Origin of the sequence: Shewanella psychropiezotolerans (assembly GCF_007197555.1) — a bacterium.
In the GTDB taxonomy this organism is placed as follows: domain Bacteria; phylum Pseudomonadota; class Gammaproteobacteria; order Enterobacterales; family Shewanellaceae; genus Shewanella; species Shewanella psychropiezotolerans.
Genome location: NZ_CP041614.1, coordinates 5,550,815 through 5,576,620 on the forward strand (window position 1 = coordinate 5,550,815; position 25,806 = coordinate 5,576,620).

28 protein-coding genes and 1 pseudogene are annotated in these 25,806 nt (G+C 45.1%); 4 read left to right on the forward strand and 25 right to left on the reverse strand.

The features are described 5' to 3' along the window. Positions 1-9: 9 nt before the first annotated feature. Positions 10-1,170, reverse strand: coding sequence for a cystathionine gamma-synthase (gene metB, locus FM037_RS24250; RefSeq protein ID WP_144048115.1), 1,161 nt, complete (start codon positions 1,168-1,170; stop codon positions 10-12). Between the two features lie 234 nt (positions 1,171-1,404). Between metB and metJ the strand changes: the two genes are divergently transcribed. After that, positions 1,405-1,719: a met regulon transcriptional regulator MetJ gene (metJ, locus tag FM037_RS24255; protein ID WP_005500679.1), complete on the forward strand. Its 315-nt coding sequence runs from the start codon at positions 1,405-1,407 to the stop codon at positions 1,717-1,719. A 6-nt stretch (positions 1,720-1,725) separates the two neighbouring features. Here metJ and FM037_RS28665 read toward each other — a convergent pair whose 3' ends face one another. Next, positions 1,726-1,878: a hypothetical protein gene (locus tag FM037_RS28665; RefSeq protein WP_185976898.1), complete on the reverse strand. Its 153-nt coding sequence runs from the start codon at positions 1,876-1,878 to the stop codon at positions 1,726-1,728. 44 nt (positions 1,879-1,922) lie between these two features. Between FM037_RS28665 and FM037_RS24260 the strand changes: the two genes are divergently transcribed. Then, entirely contained in the window at positions 1,923-2,660 is a 738-nt protein-coding gene (locus FM037_RS24260; RefSeq protein WP_144048116.1) for a sulfite exporter TauE/SafE family protein, read from the forward strand. Between the two features lie 191 nt (positions 2,661-2,851). Here the strand turns inward: FM037_RS24260 and FM037_RS24265 are convergent, their stop codons facing one another. From FM037_RS24265 to FM037_RS24350, 18 genes are all read right to left on the reverse strand, one after another. Further along, positions 2,852-4,048 (reverse strand): conjugal transfer protein TraF, encoded by a 1,197-nt coding sequence (locus FM037_RS24265; protein ID WP_144048117.1) that lies wholly within the window; start codon positions 4,046-4,048, stop codon positions 2,852-2,854. Between the two features lie 636 nt (positions 4,049-4,684). After that, positions 4,685-5,374, reverse strand: a complete 690-nt coding sequence (locus FM037_RS24270; protein ID WP_144048118.1) for an OmpA family protein — start codon at positions 5,372-5,374, stop codon at positions 4,685-4,687. A gap of 6 nt (positions 5,375-5,380) precedes the next feature. Then, the gene (locus tag FM037_RS24275; RefSeq protein ID WP_144048119.1) at positions 5,381-6,895 is read right to left on the reverse strand and encodes a pilus assembly protein; all 1,515 of its coding nucleotides are present in this window, start codon (positions 6,893-6,895) and stop codon (positions 5,381-5,383) included. Further along, the gene (tadF, locus tag FM037_RS24280) at positions 6,888-7,421 is read right to left on the reverse strand and encodes a tight adherence pilus pseudopilin TadF (protein WP_229381252.1); all 534 of its coding nucleotides are present in this window, start codon (positions 7,419-7,421) and stop codon (positions 6,888-6,890) included. The genes FM037_RS24275 and tadF overlap by 8 nt, the downstream gene beginning before the upstream one ends. Continuing rightward, positions 7,411-7,914 carry a TadE/TadG family type IV pilus assembly protein gene (locus FM037_RS24285; RefSeq protein WP_229381008.1) on the reverse strand — a complete coding sequence of 168 codons (504 nt, stop codon included), beginning with the start codon at positions 7,912-7,914 and terminating at the stop codon, positions 7,411-7,413. Before FM037_RS24285 ends, tadF begins: the two co-directional genes overlap by 11 nt. Beyond that, on the reverse strand, positions 7,911-8,627 hold the full coding sequence (locus tag FM037_RS24290; RefSeq protein WP_144048120.1) for a tetratricopeptide repeat protein: 717 nt from the start codon (positions 8,625-8,627) through the stop codon (positions 7,911-7,913). Before FM037_RS24290 ends, FM037_RS24285 begins: the two co-directional genes overlap by 4 nt. A 3-nt stretch (positions 8,628-8,630) precedes the next feature. Continuing rightward, on the reverse strand, positions 8,631-9,479 hold the full coding sequence (locus tag FM037_RS24295; RefSeq protein WP_144048121.1) for a type II secretion system F family protein: 849 nt from the start codon (positions 9,477-9,479) through the stop codon (positions 8,631-8,633). Between the two features lie 88 nt (positions 9,480-9,567). Then, positions 9,568-10,476 (reverse strand): type II secretion system F family protein, encoded by a 909-nt coding sequence (locus tag FM037_RS24300; RefSeq protein ID WP_144048122.1) that lies wholly within the window; start codon positions 10,474-10,476, stop codon positions 9,568-9,570. After that, positions 10,473-11,747, reverse strand: a complete 1,275-nt coding sequence (locus FM037_RS24305; protein WP_144048123.1) for a CpaF family protein — start codon at positions 11,745-11,747, stop codon at positions 10,473-10,475. Before FM037_RS24305 ends, FM037_RS24300 begins: the two co-directional genes overlap by 4 nt. Beyond that, entirely contained in the window at positions 11,744-12,979 is a 1,236-nt protein-coding gene (locus FM037_RS24310) for an AAA family ATPase (RefSeq protein ID WP_144048124.1), read from the reverse strand. Before FM037_RS24310 ends, FM037_RS24305 begins: the two co-directional genes overlap by 4 nt. Before the next feature lies 1 nt (position 12,980). Beyond that, positions 12,981-13,472: a hypothetical protein gene (locus FM037_RS24315; protein WP_144048125.1), complete on the reverse strand. Its 492-nt coding sequence runs from the start codon at positions 13,470-13,472 to the stop codon at positions 12,981-12,983. Then, positions 13,469-14,812, reverse strand: a complete 1,344-nt coding sequence (locus FM037_RS24320) for a type II and III secretion system protein family protein (RefSeq protein WP_144048126.1) — start codon at positions 14,810-14,812, stop codon at positions 13,469-13,471. Before FM037_RS24320 ends, FM037_RS24315 begins: the two co-directional genes overlap by 4 nt. Positions 14,813-14,814: 2 nt before the next feature. Continuing rightward, entirely contained in the window at positions 14,815-15,636 is an 822-nt protein-coding gene (locus tag FM037_RS24325; protein ID WP_144048127.1) for an RcpC/CpaB family pilus assembly protein, read from the reverse strand. A 48-nt stretch (positions 15,637-15,684) separates the two neighbouring features. Then, the gene (locus FM037_RS24330; protein ID WP_144049117.1) at positions 15,685-16,149 is read right to left on the reverse strand and encodes an A24 family peptidase; all 465 of its coding nucleotides are present in this window, start codon (positions 16,147-16,149) and stop codon (positions 15,685-15,687) included. 27 nt (positions 16,150-16,176) lie between these two features. After that, positions 16,177-16,389 carry a Flp family type IVb pilin gene (locus FM037_RS24335; protein ID WP_144048128.1) on the reverse strand — a complete coding sequence of 71 codons (213 nt, stop codon included), beginning with the start codon at positions 16,387-16,389 and terminating at the stop codon, positions 16,177-16,179. A gap of 179 nt (positions 16,390-16,568) precedes the next feature. Then, the gene (locus FM037_RS30020) at positions 16,569-16,823 is read right to left on the reverse strand and encodes a LysR substrate-binding domain-containing protein (protein WP_185976899.1); all 255 of its coding nucleotides are present in this window, start codon (positions 16,821-16,823) and stop codon (positions 16,569-16,571) included. Beyond that, positions 16,820-17,473 carry a LysR family transcriptional regulator gene (locus FM037_RS24345; protein WP_144048130.1) on the reverse strand — a complete coding sequence of 218 codons (654 nt, stop codon included), beginning with the start codon at positions 17,471-17,473 and terminating at the stop codon, positions 16,820-16,822. The genes FM037_RS30020 and FM037_RS24345 overlap by 4 nt, the downstream gene beginning before the upstream one ends. A gap of 459 nt (positions 17,474-17,932) precedes the next feature. Next, complete coding sequence (locus tag FM037_RS24350) at positions 17,933-18,841, reverse strand: LysR family transcriptional regulator (RefSeq protein WP_144048131.1); 909 nt, start codon at positions 18,839-18,841, stop codon at positions 17,933-17,935. A gap of 198 nt (positions 18,842-19,039) precedes the next feature. Here FM037_RS24350 and FM037_RS24355 point away from each other — a divergent pair. Beyond that, positions 19,040-19,758 (forward strand): annotated as a pseudogene (locus FM037_RS24355) (SDR family oxidoreductase). 86 nt (positions 19,759-19,844) lie between these two features. Here the strand turns inward: FM037_RS24355 and FM037_RS24360 are convergent. Genes FM037_RS24360 through norV form a run of 3 tightly spaced genes read right to left on the reverse strand, consistent with a single transcriptional unit; the run spans position 19,845 to position 22,485 of the window. Continuing rightward, positions 19,845-20,630, reverse strand: a complete 786-nt coding sequence (locus FM037_RS24360; protein ID WP_324617098.1) for an FAD-dependent oxidoreductase — start codon at positions 20,628-20,630, stop codon at positions 19,845-19,847. After that, positions 20,609-20,989, reverse strand: a complete 381-nt coding sequence (locus FM037_RS30225) for an FAD-dependent oxidoreductase (RefSeq protein ID WP_324617099.1) — start codon at positions 20,987-20,989, stop codon at positions 20,609-20,611. Before FM037_RS30225 ends, FM037_RS24360 begins: the two co-directional genes overlap by 22 nt. Further along, positions 20,986-22,485 carry an anaerobic nitric oxide reductase flavorubredoxin gene (norV, locus tag FM037_RS24365; protein WP_144048132.1) on the reverse strand — a complete coding sequence of 500 codons (1,500 nt, stop codon included), beginning with the start codon at positions 22,483-22,485 and terminating at the stop codon, positions 20,986-20,988. The genes FM037_RS30225 and norV overlap by 4 nt, the downstream gene beginning before the upstream one ends. A 440-nt stretch (positions 22,486-22,925) precedes the next feature. Here norV and FM037_RS24370 point away from each other — a divergent pair, with 440 nt between their 5' ends. Then, positions 22,926-24,083 (forward strand): putative sulfate/molybdate transporter, encoded by a 1,158-nt coding sequence (locus tag FM037_RS24370; protein ID WP_144048133.1) that lies wholly within the window; start codon positions 22,926-22,928, stop codon positions 24,081-24,083. Between the two features lie 191 nt (positions 24,084-24,274). Here the strand turns inward: FM037_RS24370 and FM037_RS24375 are convergent, their stop codons facing one another. Then, positions 24,275-24,511 (reverse strand): hypothetical protein, encoded by a 237-nt coding sequence (locus FM037_RS24375; RefSeq protein WP_227993311.1) that lies wholly within the window; start codon positions 24,509-24,511, stop codon positions 24,275-24,277. A gap of 124 nt (positions 24,512-24,635) precedes the next feature. Beyond that, complete coding sequence (locus FM037_RS24380; RefSeq protein ID WP_144048134.1) at positions 24,636-25,064, reverse strand: hypothetical protein; 429 nt, start codon at positions 25,062-25,064, stop codon at positions 24,636-24,638. Between the last annotated feature and the right edge of the window lie 742 nt (positions 25,065-25,806).

A 25,806-nucleotide genomic window follows, 5' to 3' on the forward strand; every position in this document is an offset into this window, starting at 1 on the left:
CTACCGAGATTAACAACTCGCCGCTGCTGCGAGTCCAGCTTCAATATCGGCAACTAAATCATCGGCATCTTCGATACCCACTGAAAGACGGATTAGGGTCTCTTTTACCCCAGCTTCTGCTCGAGCCTCTGGCTCCATAGCTCTGTGGGTCATTGTCGCAGGAACTGCGACTAAACTCTCTACCCCACCTAAACTTTCTGCAAGAGAAAACACAGAAAGTTTGTCAAGAAAAGCAACCAGCTCCTTTTCTCCACCCTTCAGCTCGAAACTGAGCATGGCACCGAAGCCTTTCTGTTGCTTCGCCGCGATCTTATGACCAGGGTGATCACTCAGGCCCGGATAATACACCTTATCGACCGCCTCGCTGGCAGTTAATACCGCTAACACCCGCTGAGCATTAGCCTGATGTTCACGAATGCGTACCGCTAAGGTGCGAATGCCGCGTAGGGTCAGGTAACTATCGAAGGCTGATCCTGTTAGACCTAAGGTATTAGACCACCAATGTAATAACTCACCTAGCTCGGCATCTTTAGCGACGACGGCACCACCGACTACGTCGCTATGACCATTAATGTACTTAGTGGTCGAATGAATAACGATATCGGCACCGAGAAGCAGTGGTTGCTGCAAAATTGGCGATAAGAACGTATTATCGACTACCACTAAGGCATCGACCAACTTACTCGCCTTGGAAATTGCTTCTATATCGACGACACGCAGTAGAGGATTCGATGGTGTTTCCAGCCAAACCATCTTAGGCTTACGGGCAATGGCGGCTTCGAGTGCTGCACCGTCGGTCTGATCGACCACTGCAAGTTTAAAGGCTCCCTTCTTGGCTAAGTTAGTAAACAGACGATAACTTCCGCCATAACAGTCATGGGGGACGACAAGCAGGTCATCAGGGCCAAGCAGGCTAGTCACCAATGTAATCGCAGCCATACCTGTACAAGTCACCACGCCAGTGGCACCTTTTTCCAGAGCGGCGATAGCATCACCTAGAATAGAGCGAGTCGGATTACCCGAACGACTATAGTCATAGTCTCTGGGATTCTTATGCCCATCGAAGGAGTAGTTAGTCGACAAATAGATGGGGGGCACCACAGCACCATATTGGGTATCGGACTCAATCCCTTGACGCACTGCAATTGTGGCTAACTTACGTTCGGTCATCTACTACTCCTAAACTATTTACTGAACACCTTTCTTACCAACAAAAATGTGGCAAGAGATGTCTGGACGTCTAAATGTACCTAAGGGGAAGCCTAGCGTCAACCAAATATAGACGTTTAGACGTCTAAACATATGGAAATCTATTTGCAATTGTCATAAATAAGAGGCAATAATTTGACTGTACAATTTAAAGGGTTAAAATCTGCCCCGAAATTTGAATATACAGGTGAGTCAATGACTGAGTGGAATGGCGATTATATCAGCCCATATGCTGAACACGGCAAGAAGAATGAACAAGTAAAGAAAATTACTGTTTCTATTCCCTTGAAGGTACTTAAGGTTCTTACCGATGAGCGCACGCGCCGCCAAGTGAATAACCTGCGTCATGCCACCAACAGTGAATTGCTTTGTGAGGCATTCTTGCATGCATACACAGGTCAGCCTCTACCTAACGACGATGACTTGTCTAAAGATAAGCCTGATACTATCCCAGCCGAAGTGAAGCGCTTGATGGATCAGATGGGTATTGAGTGGGAAGATGTGGAGTAATCGGACTCACTTAACGCTTGACCAGTCAGTTTCAGGGATCGCATTGCGATCCCTGTTTACTTCTACACGACTATTGACCCCGAAGATAACCCTGAAGAAACAATCGAGACCAACTAACAGCTTAATTTCGAGTCTATTGTTAAAAATTAATAACGCCAACTCCTTCTCCACCCACAATACATTAATAATTGAGAGAAAATGCCGTGCTTTCAATGATAGACCCAACGACCCTCGCCCTAGCCTCACTCATTATCTTCTGTGGAGCCTTGACCCAGAGCCTTATCGGTTTCGGTTTAGCCATTGTCGCCTCTCCCCTGCTGTATATCGTCGATCCTGAGCTAGTACCAGCCCCGGTTATCATCATGGGCTTCTCTATCTCTTTGTTGACCCTATTTAGAGAGCGAGGTGCCCTTGAGTTTAATGGGCTGCAATATGCGTTGCTTGGGCGAATACCAGGAGGGTTTATCGGTGCGGGCTTATTGATATATGCACCACAACCAGTTCTTGGGCTGGCCATATCGGGCATAGTTGCCGCGGCGGTCATATTAAGTTTGCTTAAGTTCAACATAGCCGTTAACCGCAAGAGCCTGTTTGGCGCCGGCGTGATATCAGGCGTATTTGGCAATATCGCCGCTATCGGTGGTCCCCCACTGGCCATTCTGCTTGCAGGAAAAGACGCCCGTCAGTTTCGTGCTGCGCTATCGGCTTTCTTCATCTTCAGCTCAATGATCGCCTTGGTTATTTTGGCAATCACAGGCTTACTCAGCATTAAGCATCTATGGCTGTCGCTGCTGCTTCTACCTTCGGTGATCTTAGGTTATGTGGTGGCGGGAAGACTGATAGGACATGTTGATAAAGATAAGACTCGTAAGGCAACACTCATCTTATGTTCAATCTGTGCAAGCTTATTGGCAGTAAAGTCGTTAATGGAATTGGGATAGCTACTAGGACGGGCTTTGCCCTACGAGAGCGGCTGAGAAGCGCCTTCGAGGACGTCGCTGCGCGACTGCGAGGAAAAGACAGGTCAAAGGCTGTTGCTCTTACCCCTAGCCTACTTGTTGGCGAACTTCTCGAAGTGAGTTTACGAACGGACTCCTAGCGACGTAGTCGCGTCCTCGAACCTTCTTTAAATTTAAAAATGATATGACGTTTGTAGTACACCGCCGATGGCATCATCGCTGCCGACCATGCCGGTAAAGTCCAGAAAGAAGACTCGCCCAAATTCAAATCCTGTCCCTAATGAATAGATATTTGCCGTATTGTCTTTCATGTCATGACGATAACCTAAACGCAGTGCAAACCAATCCGTAGCCTGCAACTCTCCGCCAACGCGCCAATACTGAGTAGCACCAATTTCTTCGAAGCGCTTATAAGCGTTAAGATCGATATCAGATGTTACGGTTATACTCTCCCAATCATAGGCGATGCCTGCAGTAAATTGTGGCTCAACCTGATAGGTAAATTTACGGCCTTGGGTCTCTACGGTCTCGACATCTTGGCTAATAAGATTACGACCTGACAGGCCTACCGTTAATCCAGATATAGGCTCCATCGCGATACCAACATCTAGGTTAAATGTGGTTTCGTCGTTTCTGTACTTGGCATCATCAAAATCACTGGCTTCGAAGTTATTGGCACTTACTACGTAGTTATATGTGTCTATCAGCTGAAGCTTAGGCGATATCCCAACCGCAATGGGCATATTGACGATTGAAAGTGGAAAACTCAGGGCTACGCCTAAATCAGAAACCACGCCAGCAACTACAGCACCTTGTGAATCTAAGTCTGTCAGTGCTGGGGGATTATCTGGATCTAATGCATTGAGACTATCTATATCTGACTGGGCGATAGCAGCGACTCCTATTGCATCGATATAGCTCTTATAAAATACCGCCATAGGCATCTTATGTGTGGGTAATACGATAGAAAATCCAATGCCCGCACTCACATAGGCATTATTATCTTTTAAAGACTCGAGATCGCTGACCAGCTCACCACGATGGAGATCGACTGCGGTTGCATTGCCGGCAGAGATGGCGGCATCTAATGCATCATAGGAGTCTTGCAGTGAATCAAACTTATCTACCATCTGATCTTTATCGGCGCCATCGGCTCCGATTGCGGGTAGTAACATAGCAAAATTATTGAATTTAGGTGCTTGCAGGGCCAATAGAGCGGGATTGATGAAGGCTGCCCCCTCACGGTTTGATGATGCCACGCCAGCGCCGCCCATGGCATCGCTGCGAGCCTCGTAGTATTGCTGCCCTGCGATAGCCATCGACGGGGAGAGTATCAGTGCACAGCTAAGTGCAAGTTTGAGCATTTTCATCCTTTCAGCCCTTATCTTTATTTTTATTTTCTTATGTTATTTACCTTGCTTCCTACTTGGTATTATTCAGCGTAGCGCTCTGAATAATACTCACAAAAATAAGTAGAGAGACATAAAAACAGTCGAATTTAAAGATAGTCCAACATTCAGAATTGTGTACGATAAACGCTCAAAAAACCAACACTTGTATCGATTTATTTTGATCTTTTTTTCAACAGGCTTCCACCACAAGTAATTATCTAACTTAACCACATAATAAATATGAATATTTATTATGTTATATCGCCAACGAATCTAGTTTAGAAACAGCTAAATTCAGCACTGTTATTTGTCTATTTTCCATATAGACCTAAAGCATATAATCCATAAAATGTTCAGCAGTAAGACCTAGGAATTATCTTAAAACCACAGGCTGATATTTGTCTTTATGCTAGAGGAGATAAAAGGAGGTATCGACCACTCTCTAGTCATCAAACACAGAAACAAATACACCAAAGTTAAGAAGTTAAAAGGCAGGCTAATGACACTAGGTCATTAGCTGTTTAGACGTTATTTAGGAGGCGTACACTGGGAAATAGCGCCAGAACCTGAGGATGAAGCAGCCCTCAGGCCCTATACCTAAATTAACACATAAACTTAGTTTTCCTCTTGGGGAGACACGAGGAGATCAACCCGTCGATTCACCCTCCTGCCTTCGGCTGTATCATTGCTGGCTAAAGGCTTAGCCTCGCCAAGGCTTTCGCTCTTAAGTTGCACCGCATTCACCCCTTGCTTACCGAGGTAATCCTGCGTAGTTACGGCTCTGCGCAATCCCAGAGCATCATTATATCTGACACTTCCCTTGCTATCGGTATTTCCCTCAAGCCTAATAATATCCGGGTGACTCGCCAACTTTTCGGCGACTTTAGCTAAAATATCACGGGATTCTGAGGTTAACTTTTCACTGTCAAAATCGAAGTAAACCCGAGCCAACAATTGCCCTTCTGGTGTGACTCTCATTAAACCGCTAGCCGACAAATATTCCATACAAGCAGGATAAACATCTTGGCTTTTTGCCAATTTAAGTAGCCTATTATTGACCTCTGAATCACTAACCTTTTGCATGATCACTAACCTTCCATCTCTATGATTCGCTAATGCGGTAACATCAGAAATTGTCACATCCTGACTAATACTGTGACTCTTAGTAGAACAAAAAGAAGCTAGGTCATATTGGACTTTTTCAACAGCTTGTATCTCAACCCCAGGCTGTACATCTTGAGCACACCCGCTTAAGGCCGAGACCAGAGTGAAACAGATTAATAAGGTAGAAAATATTCTTGTCATCGCAATTTAACTCTCTGTATGTCGATAATAAAGTTTACTGATGCCATCACTCTTGGCGCCTTTCTTAATTAAGTCTAAAATTTCCTGGATCAAATCATCTAAGTCATCCACATCTATGATGTTGTCTGCGCCTACGCAATTTTTAAAGGCATTTTGCCCCGAAGCACTAAATTGAATCCCTATCACCCCCATATGCAGTGGAAGTTCGCCATCATTAAATTGAGACCTGATCTTGTCGCACATGCCATAATTATTCACCAACTTAGAGAAAGTGTTTTCATAGGGAGATTCCATACCATCGCTAAGGATAAGGATCATTTTAAGGCGCTTGTTATACTCCTCACTCTCCTCTTCACTTGGGTTCACTGGTCGGCCCTTATCTAAGATTTGTGCCCCCCTCAGCAAGCCTTGATAAACAGAGGTCCCCCCATTAGGGGACATCCGACTCACTGTGTCTATCTGTGACTCTTGGTTTGTCAGCGGAATCGACCAAAAATTACCGTTACACATAGAGCTACTATAAAGCCTTTGGTAGCTAGGATTATGTTGAATATCTGCAGAATTCTCGGTAAAAATATCAGCAACGGTACGGCTATAATCTATCCAGTTAGCACTATCTGGCCACTTCGAACTCCAATAAGCTGAAGGGGCGTCATCCACAACAGCCCTCACCGTACGAGCATCGGATCTGGAGCCGGGTAAGCCGTTACACTTACGACTGTTATTAACGCAACGATCAACCTGGCTATAGCTTTCATTGGCCCAGTCTCTCCAATTTATCGATTCATAATCAGAGTAATTACTACCTGTTTTTCCACTTGGATTTCGATACTTAAGCTGAGACATACAAACATTTCTACTGCTTCCCCCCTCTACGACTCGCATGTTATAGGGGACTAAAGCAATCCTATTACGAATTTCGGTCTCTCCGTCACGGGGCACTAAGATCTCATCCGCAACCTGAGTTATCGCCTCCTTAAGACTATTAATTTTTCCATGTTGATCCATGGAGCCAGAGAAATCGGAAACAAAAACGATATCCACATCACGGTCGCCCAGATACTCAGGATAATTACGGGCAATGGCAAGATTGGCTAAGGTTACAGTCTCTTTGAAACTCGGAATAACATCGCTATGTAGCCAGGAGTGATGGTCTGTTTTAGCCGTCACTCTGTACTGGGTATATTCTCTGTCTTCAACACTGCCATCAGGCAGGGGGTAATGATCGACAGCTTCATTACGCTCTACTTTTATCTGACTAATATTATTGATATTTCTAATGTAACTTGAAATATAATCACTCGCCAATTTCGACTCATATGCCTTGTCGTCACGATTGGCTATAGACACGGCAAGACTCGCCGCCTCAGTTGCATCGGCGAGACGATTCTGCTTTTGAATATAGCGTGTGCCCTCAAGCGCTAAAAAGATCATGCCGAATAATGGAATAAGTAAAAAAGCTAAATAAATGGCCGCCGCACCTTGCTGCTTTTTTAAGGAGAATCTTGCTCTTCTATACATAACTACCTTCCGGGCATGACTGAACTGGAGTGAATATAGTGCTGCTCACTATCCCCCAAAACTGGTTGAACCAGGAGTCTGTTTTCAGGCACAGGGTGACTTGGTAAAGCGGAAACGTCTTATGCGCTGAGTTTATCGGAACAAGACTCGCTTTATCTTGAAGCGAATCATCGGGGCGACATGGCGTCCCTCCCCTAATGCCTTTATCGATACCGCCATAGCCGCCCTCCACCAACCAGTCTACGCGTACCCCATAGGGAGCAGCCTCAGATGTATTGGGATAGCCGAGTAATCTAGCGGCCAAGATGTCCATCTCGTCCACTTCACTCGCTGTCACAATTGGGTTTTCCTGATAAAATCGAGTGCGCTCCTTGAGGATATTCACCAGGGAGTAACTCACTCGATCCAGATTCACCCTATTGAGTAGCTGCAAAGCGATATCCCCGGTGAAAACAAGCAGAGCTGAAGTAAAAAAAAGCACAAAGGCCAACTCTACGGTAAAAGAGCCTTGCTGCTTACTCTTCATCAACTGGCCACCCCTCATGCTCCATCGTCACTAAAATCCGACGACTGATTTTTTTCTCAATCACACCAGCCAGAAAAAACATAGGCGTATAGTCATAGGAGATCTCATACAAGGCCAGCGGGCTACGCTGCTGTTTCGCTTGTGTTCCACTACTCTTGTTATCAATCAAATCTTGCAAGCTCTCAAAATAAGAGATAGAAAGCTGATAGCGGCTGGGATCGACTAATAAGTGCCAAATCTCCCCCTTCTTCTCAAACATCTGAGTCATCCTCTGCCCATAAAGCTCTCCAGTCCGCTCACCATCCCAGACCCGAGTATCCCTGGATGATTCACGCAGAGCCGATTCGGTCAAATTAATCACGTAAATCAATCGACTGATTTCAAAAATGCCAAATGTGACCAGAAACATCACTATAGATCCTATGGCAAACTCGATAGAGATGACTCCCAATTGACGACGCTTGGACTGGGCTAACAAGCCTTGCCTCTTCACAAGTTGTCCTCCCCTCGACGTAAACTATAAAATAGCGCTGACACCTGCTCGGCTGAATAGTCATCGGCCAACAAACGATGTGCCTCACGATAATTTCCCACCTTAAACAGTGAAATAGCCAAATTAAATGCCAACTTCTTCTCGTCGGGATGCTGTCGATATATGGGAGTCAAAAGCTCTACTGCCTGCAGATATTGTCCCTGAGCCAGATAGAGCACAGCTAAATTATTCTTAACCGCTATATCGTCATGACCCTTTAAACGAGCTTGATTGAACTCGACTTCTGCCTCCTTATATCGGCCACTATTAGTTAACGCAATACCTAGCTTAATGAATAAAGAGGAATCTGGGTAACCCAGAGACTCGGCCTTTCTAAACTCAGAAATAGCCATATCAAACTGGCTCGAATCAGCCGCAATACTCCCAGAAAGGAAATATAAACTAGGTTGATGAGCCTGCTGACTCTTTAGCTGTTCGACATAGAAATGAGCTGATTCAACATCTCGATTGTCATAGTAGGCCTGAGCCAAATTAAGCATCACAGCCGATGAATCAGGCGTTTTCACCAGCTCTGCCTTGTAATGCTGAATTAGGCCCTCATGATTGCCCACCGCGACTAGCTCTTTAACTGTCACTTGGTGGGGCTCTGGTGTCGTGGTACATCCAACTAATAAGCTAAGAAGCAGTATTGGGATGAAGTAATATTTTCTCATTAGTTAACCTATAGATAGAGAAAGTTGCATAAAGCCCGGAGCCAAGATCAAGATAACGATGGGAAACATAATAAGTATGATCAGAGGCACACTCATTTTTGCCGCAAGCTTACCTATACTTTCCTCCATACTCAGCACCTGCATTTTGCGCATATCTTCTGCCAAATCTGACAAGACATTAGCGATAGAAGTACCGTAATGAATATTCTGGATCAGGGTCAATGAGAAGCTGCGAACTTCAGCAGTGGGGATCCGCTCACTCAGCTCTAACAGCGCTTTTTCCAGTCCAGTGATACGTGAGGAATCGGCGGTTTTTTTGATATGGAAACAGAGATCTTTATCGAAAGCCTTTAACTCTTCGGCGAGATAAGCCAGTGCGGTTTCAACCGTCATCCCGGTTGAAACACACACAGACATCATATCCAGCATGTAAGGTAACTGACGAGAAGTCTTCTTAATCAGCATCTTCTTGCGCATAGACAAGATAATATCGGGTAATATCAAGGCTGCCACCATGCTGATAGCCCCAACAGTAACCTTGCTGGACAGTGTCATATCCGAAATAACAATAAGGAGAATAATCAGCAGAGCAAAGGCTATTTTAGCTGGTACATAGAAACGGGCGAATCGAGTGTTATAGATACCCGCATCAATAAACTGCTGCTCCAACTCTTCTCGTTTCTCCTGACCGATACGCACCACGAGTTTGCTTAGCTTTTCCAGACTGGTCTCTTGTGAGGTTTCAAGATAACGTAAGATATGCCATTGGCGCTGTTTCTCCTGATGCCACAAAGCCAGGCCTAATGCCAATAAAGCACTTACAAAGACAATCACCAAGATTATAAGCGTCATAAGCTCATACCTCTAATCAGTAAATACAGGTTAATACCAGAGATCAGCAAGCCAATTGTCGCAATCACGAGCAAAATAATGGTAACCACTAGCGCACTCCTTTGATAAGTAGCCAGATAATAAACATTCCCAGAGCCTCACTTCCGACCACGTAGTACAAGATGTAGCGCCCGGACGGATCCGTCAGCACAAAATCCAGATTCTGTGGGCTGAGATAGCTAAGAAGAATCATGAAGAAGAAGGGCAAGCAACCCACTATTTTCGCCGATAGCCGTGCTTCCGATGTCAGCGCAGCTTTCTTCTTATCCAAGGTTCTGGCATCCATTAAGACGCGAACCAACCTGGCCATAACCGGCTTAAGCTGTCCGCCTCGGGACATGTTGGCGCGGATAGTGACGATAAAAAATAGAAAGCTCGGATAGGGGAAGCGTTTACTGGCACGCTTAAAAACCTGCTCAGGAGGTTCACCTAACTTGAGGCGATCCCCCATATCTCTAAATTCGTGTCCGATTTGATTATCCAGTGACTGACCGACATAACAGATGGCCTGCATAATACTTTCACCGGAAGCGACGGCACTCATCATAATATTGAGGGCATCGGGGAAGGTCTGTTCGAAGGTCTGTTTACGCTTTCCCATCAACCAGTTCCAGCCCCATAAAAAACCTAGAGCTGGCATGATCAGCGGCAACCACAGACTATCCAGCTGCAGGAAGTTATTGATATAGATCCCGGCTCCGCTAAGCAGCAGCAGGAAAACAGATAATTTTAGCCAAGCTTTTTCACCAAGGGTGCTAAATGCTGGGCGAAGTAGTAGCTGAATTTTAGTCAACCAAACCCTATGCTCCAAGGTCTCAAGCTTAACCGCCGACTGGATTTCATCTATGTCTGCCGTTTCGATCTTTTTTACCAGATACTGACTCTTGATATCTTGGCTTCTCATGCCCCACAACAATGCGGCGATACCGAGTAAGAATAAGGAGAAGTACAAGATCATTGCTGGCTCCTAAAAGCCAACATTAACTCCTCTTGCAGGCCAAAGTAGGCCGCTCGCTGCATCAGGATGGAGCGCTGCATAATCCCAAGAGTCACATATTCACCCATCACCTTATCTAAACTCTGGCCCTCGGCCGGCTGGAACTTGAATAACTCCTCCATCACCACACTCTCGCCTTCGAGGCCAACGACCTCTGAAATACTGGTGATCTTTCGCGACCCATCACGTTGACGATTAACCTGAACCACTAATTGTACTGCCCCGACTATGGTGCGACGTATGGCGGCTAAGGGTTGATTCAAGCTGGCCATCATCACCATAGACTCGACTCTGGAGATAGCATCTCTGGGAGTGTTGGCATGCAAGGTAGACATGGAGCCATCATGACCAGTGTTCATCGCCTGTAGCATCTCGAACGCTTCGGCTCCACGGCACTCACCTAAGATGATTCGATCCGGGCGCATACGCAGGGAGTTGATAATCAAGTCCCTCTGATCTACCTGACCGGTACCTTCGGTACTGGCGGGACGTGTTTCCAGCCTAACTACATGGGGTTGTTGCAGATTTAGTTCGGCCGCATCTTCTATGGTGATGATACGTTCATCATCTGCAATATAATTTGAAAGTGCATTAAGTAAGGTTGTCTTGCCTGAACCTGTGCCTCCCGAGATCAATATGTTTAAGCGGCAACGAGCCGCGATCATCAAGACTCTCGCCATATCTGGCGATAAAGAGCCGAAACCTACCAGATCTTCTAAACCAATCTTTTGCTCTCTAAACTTACGGATGGAAATGGTTGTGCCATCGATAGCAACAGGCTTAATCACAATATTGACTCGACTACCATCGCTAAGACGGGCATCCACCATAGGTGAAGACTCATCGATCCGACGCCCAACCCTAGCTGCAATACGCTGAGCAATCTCCAGCAGTTGCGCCTCGTTCACAAACACCACTTCCGAGCTGTGAATTTTACCGTGACGCTCATAGAAGATCTGATCGCAACCATTGACCATGATGTCATTAATGGTGTCATCTTCCAGCAGCGGCTGCAGTGGACCCAGACCAATCAGTTCATCAACCAGGTTTTTAACCGTCATATTGCGTACAGAGGTAGAAACAGGCTGACTGAAATTGTTCGCGAGCACCTCAACCGCACTCTGGATCTGCCGGTACAGCTCCTCCCGTGGCATTTTGGCTATTGCCTGAGCATCCAAAGCCTCAAAAATCTGCCCCCGAAAACTAAGGTAAATCTCTTTATTATTGTTCATCTTTGCATTAGCGCCTTGAGTTTATCCAGAGGTGATACCTGTACTTCAGCCTGCTTCCCCTGTATCAGTTGGGCTAATTTATTGAAGGCGCCATTACGCTTCTCAAAGCGATGTAATCGCTTTCCTGACAACATAAGAGCCGAGAATTTCGCGGTATAATCCAACTGAACATCTACCGACCGCTCCAGATAACGCTCAACCTCATCCTTTCTCAAAGGAAACGCCCCTTCGGGACGATGAATATTGAGAAAGGTTAAGATACGTATATCCGCAGTACCCGACAGATTATGCATCTCAATTTTTTCGATAATTTGGCTGGCATTACGTACCGAAGAGACTGTGGGGTCGAGCACGATAACAAACACATCTATCCGCTTCGACAGCGCTGCCGGATCCATCATAAAATCATTAGCACCGGAAAAGTCTTCAATAATAAAGTTGGCTTTTCGACTGAGTAGCTCGGCTATATTTTGGCTGTTGCTATAAAGGTTTTCGGCCGATTGTGAACCTCCCAATGCCAATAAACGAAAGTGTTTATCTACCTTGCTCAAGTAGTTACTGGCGCTTGCTTCATCCATATCTCTAAGCTGTAACTCAAGGTTATCCGAGTTTTGACGTATGAACTGCTTAAGGCCTAATAGGATATCTGTGTTGCTGTTGAAGTACTGATGATCAACTTGAATCGTGTCGATCCCTTGAAAAGCTAATGTCGCCGATAACTCACATGCAACCATGGTATTGCCTATGCCACCTTTAGTGCCTACCACCGCCACCCGCTTGGCCTTACGATTTCTAGTTACCCCGGAAAGACGTTGCTGGTTAATATGCACATGACGCAAAAACTCACTTAATTCCTCCTGGTTCAGCGGCCACAATAGATAATAAAATCCCATCACCTTTAACTCACGCAATGTGGTGATGGTGTCCTCTTTGCCTATGACGATGACGCCTTTCTGATTTGGCAGCTTACTGGCTAGATCTCGAGCATCTTCGACAATACTCGTCGACTGGTTAAGCTCAAAAATTACGATATCTTTTAACGCATCCAGCTGTAAACCACCTGGATTAGAGGTCTTAATACAATCTGGATAATTCCAACCTTCGAAACGGAAAACCTGCTCTATCAGCTCCCGACAGTGTGCCGTTTGATAATAAAAAGAGCAGCTAGTCGGTCCCGCTGGTTCACGGTTAAACTCCGCTGCCTGAGTGACAACCTTGGCCAAATCAAACATACTATTGCCCCTCTGGCAGGATAAGAGTCTGTGGGTCACGCACATGTCTGAGCCGCATAGAATCGACGAAGCAGCCAGTATCACTGTCCATTCTTCCCAAGATGCTGGGTTTACAAGTCTGAGTTTTTACTCGGTACTTACCTATGCTCATCTTTATCACTGACTTTCCTGAATCCAGCTTTGTCACCTTTATTCTCGAAGGCACAAGCCCTAGATTGAGTAGCTTCAGCTTAATTTCGTTCACCCAAGACTTATCAAGCTGAGTTCGGTAACTTAAGGTCCACAAAGTTTGTTCAATCCCAGGTTCAAAACTATTAATGATGCGATCTAATTGCCCATTGATCTCCACTGGGTCACTCGTTTTTTTAGGTTCGATAACAAAGTCATGTATCTCTTGATACACGACCGCTTCACTGCCTAGCTGGACCTTGGCGCTATCGGCGCAGCCACTGATATTCAGCATGATTAGGCCTAATATGATTAAGGTTCTCACTGAATAAAGCCCCCTTGGTTGAGCATATGTATGACATTGACATTATTATCTTCGTCGGATTCAGGCTCGATATTAAAGAATCGCGCCAATGACTTAGTCGGCGTGATTTTGGGTAAGCGGATGTCTGTGGGCGCAATGGGTTTGACGAGGTTAACCGTGGCTACAATCACTAACTCAGTTTTCTTGCGAGTCGTTCCTACATGCCTGAATAGGGCACCAATGCCTGGAATATCACCTAATAGCGGGATCTTACTGACTTGCTCGAGTTCATCACTGCTCATCAGGCCACCAAGCATAAAGCTTTGGCCATCCCCCAGTTCTATGGTGGTCATAGCCCGGCGTGTGCTCAACTGTGGCACCTTGATCCCAGCGGCCTCAATAAAACCTTCAACGGCGCTGACCTCAGGCATCAACTTAAGTTTAATCCGGTTATTATTCAAAACCTTAGCCGAAATATCTAACCGAACACCAAACTCTTTAAAAGTCACATTGGTAGTATTATCATTAGTAAAGATCACTGGGATCTCACCACCGACAAGGAAGCTTGCCGACTCTCCGGACATGACGGAAAGATTAGGTTCTGCCAATACCTCAGCGATTTTGTCGTTATCCAGTGCAGTGATGACTGTCGATAAATCACTGGCTTTAAAGTCTAAGAAAGAAAACTCACCGGCAGCATTCCCCACCGTCGACCAACTAACTCCTAATGTCTCATTAAACTCTTTGGTGACCTGCGCCACCGAGATTTTTACATTCACCTGCTGTGTTTGGGAAAGACTTAACCCCTCAATAATGCCTTCCCAGGTAAAGTTTCGCTGATAAGTCAGCCAGTTAGATTCACTAAAGGAGTCTTCGAATTCCACATCTTTAGCTTGGTCATCGAAGCGATCGACTTTATCCCGCCCTAATAACTTAGCGACCAGACGATAGATATCATCACGTTGCTGTTCACTATCAACTATGCCGCGTACGGCCACCTTATCGCCCACCGAAGTGAGGTTAATATCAAGGTCGGGATAAAACAGTTCAATTTGACGACGGATTTGAGACAGGTTGATATCCACATGCAATAACTGAGATAAGATCACCTCATTGGCTTTGTTATAAACAAATAGCCTTGCCTGGCCTAATTTATTGCCGTAGATAACCAGTTTATTACTGCCGGTGATCTTATAATCTGCGATCTCAGGCTGGCTGATGAAAACAGTCCCTATATCCTGATCCATCTCTACACTAGTGGCATCATTTAAGGTAATAAATCTATCACCCGCCATAGCATTACTACAAAAAAACAGGCCCAATAACAAGCCCTTCACACACATATTAACTAGATTAGTCATGGTTAAAAAATCCCGCCGACATTACTCTTAGATGCACCACGCAATTCAACCACCCCGGTGTAATTAGTAATAACATCACTCACATCGGCCTCAGGATTTGAACCATAGTGTTGACTAGGATGCACTTCGATATGCATAGTGCGCTGGGCCAGAGTCAAACGAGCCAGATCATCGGGAGCCACTTCGATAACCATGCGGGTCTCCTCCTTATTTGAGCTCTTCACCTTAGGAGCTGCCCCTCCTGATTCGCTTTCACCAATTGAGATAACTCTGACCTTCCTCATCAACAACGATGCCTTCAACCCTATAAAATCTTCAATTCTATGGGTGTCTGTGGCTAAGTTATGCTCAGGTGAACTGACCACTAAAATGTCAATATCATCACCGGGCAAAATATAATTGTTGATCAGATTTTTTGTTGCTACGGTCAATGGATATAGAGTCATTCCCTCCCTGGCAATCAAGCTTAGGTAGCCTAGATCTCCAGGATGACTGAGCTGCTCGGGAAGCAGATATTGATCAGTATTAAGTGCGGTATTGGTTAATGTCTGTGTATCTAGTTTAAGGTCGACATCGGCATTAAAGCCCAATGCTTGCGCCTCCTTCTGCCCTAGCTGCACTCTTTTAAGATCCCTTAAGGTTAAAAATGTGCCTTTCTCCATATTTTTTTTCACTTGCCACAGGGTATAAGTTATCGGCGCTTCATCATCACTAACAGGCATGACAACAGCCTCAGGACTCGAGAGCAGTTTATCTGCCACGCCATACAGGCCGGTCAATACCGCAATAAATGCGATAATGAAAATCAATTTAGAATTAAGCATTATTCTACTGTTCTGTTAGTGCTGGTTAACGACGGTTACAGTCAAGTATCAAGATTGAGTTGTAGCGCCTAAATAACTAGCCAAGATAGGAATATAAAAACCTAAGGAAATAGCGATACCATAGGGCAAACCGGAATCTTCACCTCGGGGGATTTTTTGGATAATTCGATATTTAATCAGATAGATAACAGCCAGTACTCCACCAAATGTAGCAGTCAATATTAACGCCGTAGACAGTGATGCTATAGGTAAAGCGATCGCCAGGGCGCTGGCCAACTTTCCGTCTCCTGCGGCGAGCCACCTGAGCTTGAAAAGCAGTAAACTGAAAAAAAATATTAAACATCCGCGAAGCAGGCCAGCAACCAATTGCTGCTGACTCTGGGCTAGCCAGATGCTGATAACCAAGACGACGAGACAGCTTAAATTCGAGATCCGTCGTTGACGTATGTCACTGACACAACAAGTAGTCAAAACGAATAACAGACTAGCTATGGCCAATATGGTTAATTGCATCAATCAAAACAACCTATGGCGCGCTTATTAAGTACCAGCGGTCATGCTTGTTAAGTTAGTTGTGATCAATGCAAATGCAGCATTCAACGCAGTCATCAAGTTGCCATCGGAAGCAAAAGCAGCAGTCAATGCAACAGCCATAGCTACAGCGATCAATCCATATTCGATTGCCGTTACGCCGCGCTCATCTTTTTTGTAAGTCGCAAGAAAAGCCATAGTATTGCAGTAAAACTTGTTCATAAATAACTCCATCATATTTATATAGTCTAATTAATAATTAGTCTGTTGAATCGTTCAACGCCTGAATTATATTAAAAACAAAAACAAAAACAAAAATAGGTCCTATAAGTTTTAGTTATAGGTCAAAACAATATTAATTATTATGGAGGGGAAATATTAATTAGATAAAACTTAAACTATTAAATATTTAATAACTGTTGAGTTAACCATTCGACTGCTGGTGATTTTTGATGACCAACCGTAAAAATTAATGAGCTTCTCCAATCTCTACTTCTGGATTGATCTTTTTCAAGAAAAATCTTATTTAAACTACCATTTTCCAGATCGTGCGCAACAACAAAACTAGGCAGGAACGCAATGCCTAAACCATTGCGACAAAATGACAGCAAGGTATGTATATCTTCCACATACCAAATTTTCTTAGTCAGACTCACCTCATAAAACCCCGCCAAGGGGTTTCTGAGGGCAGTAATATACGGGATTGATTAAAGGTGGCTCTATCAATCTTGATAGCTCGGGGATCCACATCATCATGCTGCAAATTTTGAGCAAGTGAATAACTTGGTGACACGACCCAGCAGCTATCCAGCTGGAATGCTGACATATTTTCAAAGGTTTTCTCAACATCTCGACCAAATAGCCCGAGTGCAAATTCCAGTGTTTTATCTGCCAGTTTTTGAGCTAAAGACTCGCTAGATCTCTGCACAATCGTTAGCTCAACTGCAGGAAAAACCTCTGAAAATCTTAAAATTATGTCTTTCACCTCTTGGCAACAAACCAGAGGATCTATGCCTATACTCAGCTTGACCTGCTCTACCCTGGAGATAAATTTAGAACGCTCGACAAAAGTGCTGTATTGAGACATCAACAAGCGTGCATCTTTCAATACCAACTCCCCTTGCTGAGTCAGCAAGGGGTATTTTCCATTTCTGTCAAACAAGGTAAAGCCCAGATCTATTTCCAGATTTTGAATCGACAAGCTGATACCAGCCTGGGATTTTTTTAATTTTCTACCTGCTGCACTAAATGAACCTGTATCGGCTGCTGTGATAAAGGAGATAAGACTCTCGAGTTGAATTTTCATGAGTGACTTTTTTGTTTTTGAAGTCCTGATTTTACTGTCAACTTCCCTGCCAGTAATTTATGTAAGAATGTATAGATACAGTATAAAAAAATGATTAAGATTAAATATACATATACAAGCGAACACTCTCTAATTGAGTTTAATATGAGATCATATATTAAACTGGCGCAGATAATAACCGTGAGAATATTAACTATACAACCAGACATTTGTATCACATTGTATCACCACGCGATACATTTAAAATAAAAACCAATAAAATAACAATATAAAAACAACTCAAATGTTACAAACATTAACATAGCCACTTCAAAACAATAATAATACTCATTTAAAACAGCGCATTTGATTTCTCATCAAAAAACCAATTGTTTCATAAAAGTATCACCTACGATCCATATCTAACCAAAACAACCAAATTATGATTCACTTGTATCTTTTTCGATTTTGTGTGGGGTTTTATTCTCTGGTATATTTCATAAAATTATTAATAGTGAATGAAATAAACTTTTTTATTCTTGCAGGCTGAAATTTGTCTTTATGGTAGAGGAGATAAAAGGGAGTGTCGGCGACTCGCCAATCTTCAAATACCGAAACTAATTCACCTTGACTAAGTTCTTCAGAGCAATACAGCTCGGGCAACCTCACGACACCATTGCCCGCTAAAGCACTGTGTTTCATTGCCCTGCCATTCTTACAGCGAAACACGCCATTGATATGTACATCAAGTTTATGCTCGCAATTATCGACATGATAAAAAGACCAGTTACTGACTGAACCGGTAATACATTGGTGTGATTTTAGTGACTTAGGATCTATCGGAAAACCACGGGATCTAAGATATTTAGGGGACGCTAAGGTCAAATTGGTAATATCCATTAGCTTACGAGCTACAAGCCCGGAATCCTCAAGCTGCCCCATACGAAAAACCAGATCAAACTGATCCACCAGCAAGTCGACCCGCTGACTACTAAAGTCCAGCTCTACTGAGACCCCTGGGTATTTAGCAATAAAGTCATTGACCAGGCTAGCCACAATCTCCTCGCCGAGAAAGCCACCCACACAGTTGATCTTGATGCTTCCCTGTAGATTTTGGGCATTGTCCACGGCAATCTCCACCGCCTGATCAATACTCTCTAAGGCAGATCGGCACCGGTTAAAGAAAGCCTCCCCCTGCTCGGTTAAACGTTGGGCTCTTGTCGTTCTGGTGATAAGTGTCACCCCGAGGCAAGATTCTAAATGAGTCAATTGCTTAGAGAGATGGGAGCGTGAGCAATTCAACACCTCGGCCGCCTTAGTAAAGCTTCCTTGCCCGGCAATCACAGTGAACGCCTTGATATCGGCTAGGTTTATCTCACTCTTATTCATACTCGATTCTCATATTTGGCTCTCACATTTGAGATACGGATAAGATTATGCCATTTGTAGTCTATAGGAAACAATCATGTTCTTTTTAAGGTATATATCAACAATAACGCTAACTCTATAATGCTTGCAACATGATTGAACAGCCAAATAACCAGCCGATTCAATCCCTCATTTAAGTAGATTAGAAGGTATAAACAGATGAAAGAACTTATCGTAATTACAGGTGCATCTTCAGGTATCGGCGCAGCAATGGCAAAGGCATTCAGTGCAAAGGGCCATCCACTACTTTTATTAGCTCGCCGCGTCGAGCCTATGCAAGCCCTAGAGTTAGAAAACAGTCTATGTATCAGCCTAGATGTAACCGATGGTGAAGCTATTAAGACCGCGATTGCTACTGCAGTTGAAAAGTTTGGCCCCGTTGGCGGCTTGATTAATAACGCCGGCGTCATGTTACTGGGTCAAGCCGACACTCAAGATCCAGCCGAGTGGAGCCGTATGCTCAACATCAATGTTATGGGCGTACTCAACGGTATCCATGCCGTATTGGCCGATATGAAAGCACGAAAAACAGGGACTATTATCAACGTCAGCTCGGTCGCGGGTCGTAAAACCTTCCCTAATCATGCTACATACTGTGCCACTAAATTTGCGGTACACGCACTGACCGAAAACATTCGTGAAGAAGTGGCCATGGATGATGTGCGCCTTGTCACTATAGCGCCAGGGGCCGTAGAAACTGAGCTACTGTCACATACCACCAGCGATGAAATAAAAGCCGGCTATGCAGATTGGAAAGAGGATATGGGGGGGTGATCGCACCTGAAACTATCGCCGATGCAGCCCTGTTTGCTTACGAGCAACCTCAAAGCGTCTGTGTGCGTGAAATCGTATTAGCAGCGACTCGTCAACAACCATAACAAGGGAAGAGTCCCATCAAACTCTAATCCGGTATCATCCATGATACCGGTTCGCGTTAAGCTTATTTGGGTATGAACTAAAACAGTTAAAATGTTGGTGGAAGCTCGCGTAGCAGGGAGAATCCTTGCTTCATGTGACTGCCGGTAACGACAAAACCAATCATTTGCTGCTCTTCATCGAAGGCTCTGGCCGTCATCCCCTCCTTGCTTGCGCTCACCTGCCAGTTAGCATCGGCGTTGGCGGTGTTACCACTTAACTGCATGGGGAGACGCGGGGTCTTAACCTTGACCATCATAGGCGGCAGCGCCACATTGCTGGCCTGACCGAGTAAGGTTTTTGCCAGCGCATTGGCACTCAGCAGTATCGGCTGCAGAAAAGCCAACACGTTGCCGTCAATTTCGGCGCAGTCCCCCAGCGCGAAGATATGGGGATCCGACGTTCGCAATTGACGATCCACCACTATGCCACGATTAGTTTGCAGGCCTGCCTCGGCCGCCAGGCGGATATTGGGCCTCAGGCCCACAGCGCACACCACGGTATCCACTCGATAGTCTTGACCGTTTTCCAGGCTGATAGCGATAGATTCTTCTGCCTGTCGCAGACTTTTAACTTGGGTGCCCAGTTCTATCGTCACCCCTTGATTGCCCAAGGACTGATATAGTTGTGCGGAGACAAAATCGGGCAACAGACTCGGCAATAAAGCCTCAGCCCTGTCGGTCAATATCACCTGTTTATCCGTGCTGGCCAAATCCATTGCTATCTCGGTACCAATAAGGCCTGCGCCTATCACCAGCACAGATTTAGCCTCTTTGAGCTCGGACTGAGAGGCCGCATAATCCTCCAAGCCATTTAGGGTAATGATTCGACCCACCGCGTCCCCCTGAAAGGGGGCACAAAAGCTCTGGCTCCGGTTGCCAAAATCAGTTGCTGATAGGCAATCGACTCTCCATTACAGCGCAGCGTTTTTTTCGTCGCATCTATGCTCTCTACCCTGCTATGACTCAACAGGGTAATACCATAGGTATTGGCAAACTCATCGGCGCTCATCTTAATCAGATCTTTAGCTGACTGCGCCTTAGTGAACACATGACTTAGATCAGGTTTGGCATAATCATCACCACCGTTGGCGGTGATCACTGTGATCGCCTGCTCTGTATCTTGCCTGCGTAGAGTCTTCACCAACTGATAGGCAGCAAAACCACTGCCTATTATCACTATGGGCAGGCTCATGCCGCCACCTCTTTGGCGAGGGGTTCAAACACAGTCTTACCTAAACTACAGTCGGGACAGAGAAAATAGTCCGGTACATCTTGCCACTCAGTGCCTGGGGCGACATCTTGGTTGGGTTCTCCCAATACCGGATCGTAGACCCACTGACACACAGTGCATACCAGGCTCTGCCCCGCAAAATCTGTAGTACTGACGTTGGCCACTTCGGCTTGGTTGGGTGATTCTGCAGGCTGCTTGGCAGGCATCACAGGATCATTTACTGCCGGCGTGTCTCGCTTGGTATCTCGCCCTTGTAGGGGATGTAAAGCCCACTGACGCGCCACCTCTTTACCATGTTCACGACATGCCAGCAGTGCCTTGCCATCGGGTTTCCATTTAGTCTTTAATCCCAGAACGATTTCAAAGCCGGCATCGGTCAGACGGGTATGGATACGGTCTACCGCACCACCGTTCCAACCGAAGCTGCCGAAGGCGCCGGCCTTCTTGTTCTTAAAGCGCAGACCTGTGATTTCTTCCAACATACCGGCCACCTTGGGCATCATCACATTGTTCATAGTCGATGAGCCGACAAGCACGCCCTTAGATCTAAACAAGCTAGTCAAAATCTCGTTCTTATCGTGGCGGGAGACGTTGAAAATTTTCACCGCAACCTGGGGATCGACCTCATAGATCCCTTGAGCTATGGCATCTGCCATCATGCGAGTATTGTTAGACATAGAATCATAGAAGATAGTAATTCGGTCTTCCTGGTATTGATCAGCCCACTCCAGATATTTATGAATAATCTGCGTCGCATCCTCACGCCACACCACGCCGTGGGCGGTTGCAATCATATCGACGGGTAGGTTGAAGCTAAGTACTTCATGGATCTTCGCGGTCACCAAGGGACTGAATGGGGTGAGGATGTTGGCGTAATAACGCAGACATTGATCCATCAGCTCAGTCTGATCGACCTCATCGTTAAACAGGCGCTCGTCACAATAATGCTGACCGAAAGCATCGTTACTGAACAGCACGGCATCCCCCGTCATATAAGTCATCATGCTATCGGGCCAATGCAGCATAGGGGTCTCGATGAAGATCAATTGTTTGCCGTTGCCCAGATCCAAACTGTCGCCAGTTTTAATGGTATGGAAATTCCACTCGGGGTGATGATGATGCCCAGTGATAGAGTCGATGGCATTTTCGGTACAGTAAATAGGCGTGCCGGGAATTTTAGCCAACAATACCGCCAAGGCACCGGCGTGATCTTCTTCGGCGTGATTAATGACAATGTAATCGATCTGCTTCAGATCGATCTCCAGCTCTAAGTTTTGCACGAACTCATGACTGAATTTATGATCGACGGTATCGATCAATACTGTTTTCTCCTCTCGGATCAGATAACTATTATAGCTGGTGCCCTTTTCTGTCTTGTACTCGGTACCATGAAAATCTCGTACTTCCCAATCGCGTTGACCAACCCATTGAATATTGTTCTTGACCTTAATTGCCATGATGAAACCTCAAATATACTTAAATTATTAAACTTACATGGCCTATTGCACAAGCCGAGCCAGTTTCGTAACCAACTATATTTAAAGTATTTTATAGATTTACCACTCGCAACAAGTGTCACAATGACACAAGTTAAAACTGTCAAAACGACAATCGAGTGTCAAATAGACAATCCCATTTGGCCGAGCAATGTCAAAAGCAACAGAGACAGCCAAATCATTTACTTGGCTGTTCCATGCCATAAGTCTTGATTAGCCAATAGAGATAAATACCCATTTAGATACAGTTCGCCTCAGTTTATGGTCAACTTGTCCCACCCCAATGTTACAAATAGCCATAATTGCTCCCTGAGAGCCTAAAATTCAGGTGTGAGAATTGGCACTATAATTGTATTCATATCTAGTAGAAATCAGGGTTTTATCTTCTCACGGCAAGCTATATGACATGCAAAAGCACATTTCTTAACAGATGTGATCGATACTCAGGTGAGCTCAGCGGAGCCTTCGCCGACTTAGGGACGTTTCTACCACTCGTTTTAGGCCTTATCGCCCTTAACCATTTCTCTCCTCAGGGGATCTTTATGGGCTTCGGGGTGTTTGCGCTATTTACCGCTTTTTACTACAGGCGTCCTATCCCGGTACAGCCAATGAAAGTGATCGCCGCCTTGGTTATCGCCCAAGGCCTGACGCCGGGAATGCTGCAAGCCAGCGGCATGATGATGGGCGTCATACTCCTGCTACTCGCTTTTAGCGGGGCGATTAGCTGGATGGCGAAGCAGCTCTCTCCCGCTATCAGTATCGGCATACAGCTCGCCATTGGTTTACAACTTATCTGGATGGGCGGACAGATGATGGGTGAAACCTGGTTTATTGGCATAACCGCTTTCATCGTCCTGTTTGCCAGCCGATTCCTACCGATGCGTTATCTGGCAATGCCTCTGGTGTTAGCATCGGGCATGTTATGGCAGTACACGAGTGGTCTGGCACCTAGCTTTAATTTAAGTATCGACACTAGTTGGCAGCTAAGCTGGCCTAACATTCACGAGTGGACCTCGGCCGCGGGTCTGCTGGTACTGCCCCAGCTAGCACTCACCCTGACTAACGCGGTGATCGCCACCTCGGCCATGGCGAAAGATAAGTTTCCATCGGATACCGTCAATGGCAATGAGAACTTCACCCCGAAACGCTTAGCCACCAGCTCAGGCTTAATGAACCTCATCCTTGCCCCTTTCGGTGCAACCGCCATGTGTCACGGTGCCGGCGGCTTAGCAGTTCAGCACCACTTCGGTGCCAGAACCTGGATAGCCCCCACGATATTTGGCAGTACTTGCCTACTTATCGCCCTCACTTGGGGAGAAGGCATCGCCGCTATGTTATCGCTGATCCCGCTAGCCTTACTAGGCAGCCTACTCGCCATAGCGGGCCTACAACTCGCCTGGTCGAAGCGGTTTATCGATGGCAGACCCTTCTGTATCTTCGTTATCCTCTCGACGGCCGCCATCTGCCTGCTGGTGAATACCGCAGCAGGATTAGCAGCTGGGTTTATCTTGGAGACGGCTCGTCGACAATGGAGGCTGGTCTCAGATTTGAGACATTAAAATTTTATTTTTTGCTTTGGCCTTAAATTGCCATCATATGGGGATTTGGAGGTCTTACCTTCATGGCTAATTTAGATTTTGGTAATCGGGAGATAATGTTGAAGGTCGAACTTTCGTAGCTATCTATAGCCTGCGACACGGTGAATTTGGCGTAGCCATATTTATCTGGATAATCTATCTTCGAATTAGTCTTACTTTAACTGTCTAGACTTGTTCAGCATCATCATCCAGGTGACGTACCCGTATAGAATACCTCCTAGTGGGAAGGCTATCAGTGACGTAATAAAGCCATCAAAGAAGCTCTTATCACTGGTCAGTGACATGATAATCTGCACAATAAAAGCAGTTGTCACTCCCCAGCCCAGCACACCACGAAGTACGATAAACCTAAGCATCCCTTTCCCTATAATCTCTTGATGACTACTCATCACTCATCCTTGTTTTTGAAATACCCAAGCACTGTAACACAAAATAATTTAGCGGCTATATTTACCATGATTGCCACCGAAAGGGTGACTAGCTGTGACCCTTTGTTTCATATTTAGCCATTACCTAGCGCAGCCACTGGATGAGCTCGCTAGCACTTTTTAAAGCATACTGCCTTTTAATCAGGCTACCAGATGGATCAAAGAGTAAAAGCTCCGCTGGTCTAGCGCGATGTTTAGCGATCAGTTGGTCGCCCTCAGGGCTGCCCACTTGAGCGACGAGAAAGAACACTTGATCGTCAAGATGATCACTAAGATAGTCGCGAGCTTCATTCATTTGTTCTGTCTGACTGCCACTCACTGTAAGACTGGGATTATAGACAAACACTAGAGCAGGCTTGCCTGTGCCTATTTGCTCATGTGTCGCCTTAAAACCTTTAGGCATCGCCATTAACAACAGCCAAATAATGATCACTATGGATGTGATGACACCGATAGAAACCCAAGGCATACGGCGAGTCGACTCAGACTTAGCTTTAGGCTTAGGCTTAGACATAGATTTATCCTTGATAACAAAACCCTCTTTTAACAGCTGACTTTTTTTGAAAGAAACAACAAAGTAATCCATTGTAATAAACGTATCTGAGCCAGAGATTAAAAATACCTAAGAGTTCAGGGTTTGAACTTGTCAGATAATAAATTTGAAGTATCTTTTAGGTGGATTTCATTTAGCCAAATTTCAAAAAAATTATCACTTCGACTTGGCTATATAAGATGCAACAAGCTCATTAACTACAGCCCTTCATTCCTCTTTAAACATATTCCATGCCTAAGGGATAATTCATAATCCATGCATCTTTAGTATGCAGAAGCGATACTTCACTCACCGTATAAGTAGAATATCAATACATCTTCGCCCGCAGGCCTTGGACAATTAACGTTAAAAATAAGCGAAATACCCGTAATCTAATATACAAAATAAGCCCAAATCTCAAATCTGGTCTTCACCGATTCGAGTGAATCAAAACCTAAACAACTAGTGCAAAATGATAACCACCAGTTCACTCCACTTCAGTCAACAAGATTACCCTGTAGAAACAATACCCTCCTTTGATTGAGGGAGAATACCTTTAGGTTTGTAGTGGGGCTCATGATTACTCCAGATTGTATATTTTCCTGCATTGAGCCGCTCTTCTCTTAATAGATTAGAGCGTTTCCTTTTCAGCTTTCCTCACTTAATTCATCGAGCCTCAGCCCAAATGATGAATGACTCGTCTTCTTCATACATAACTACAAAG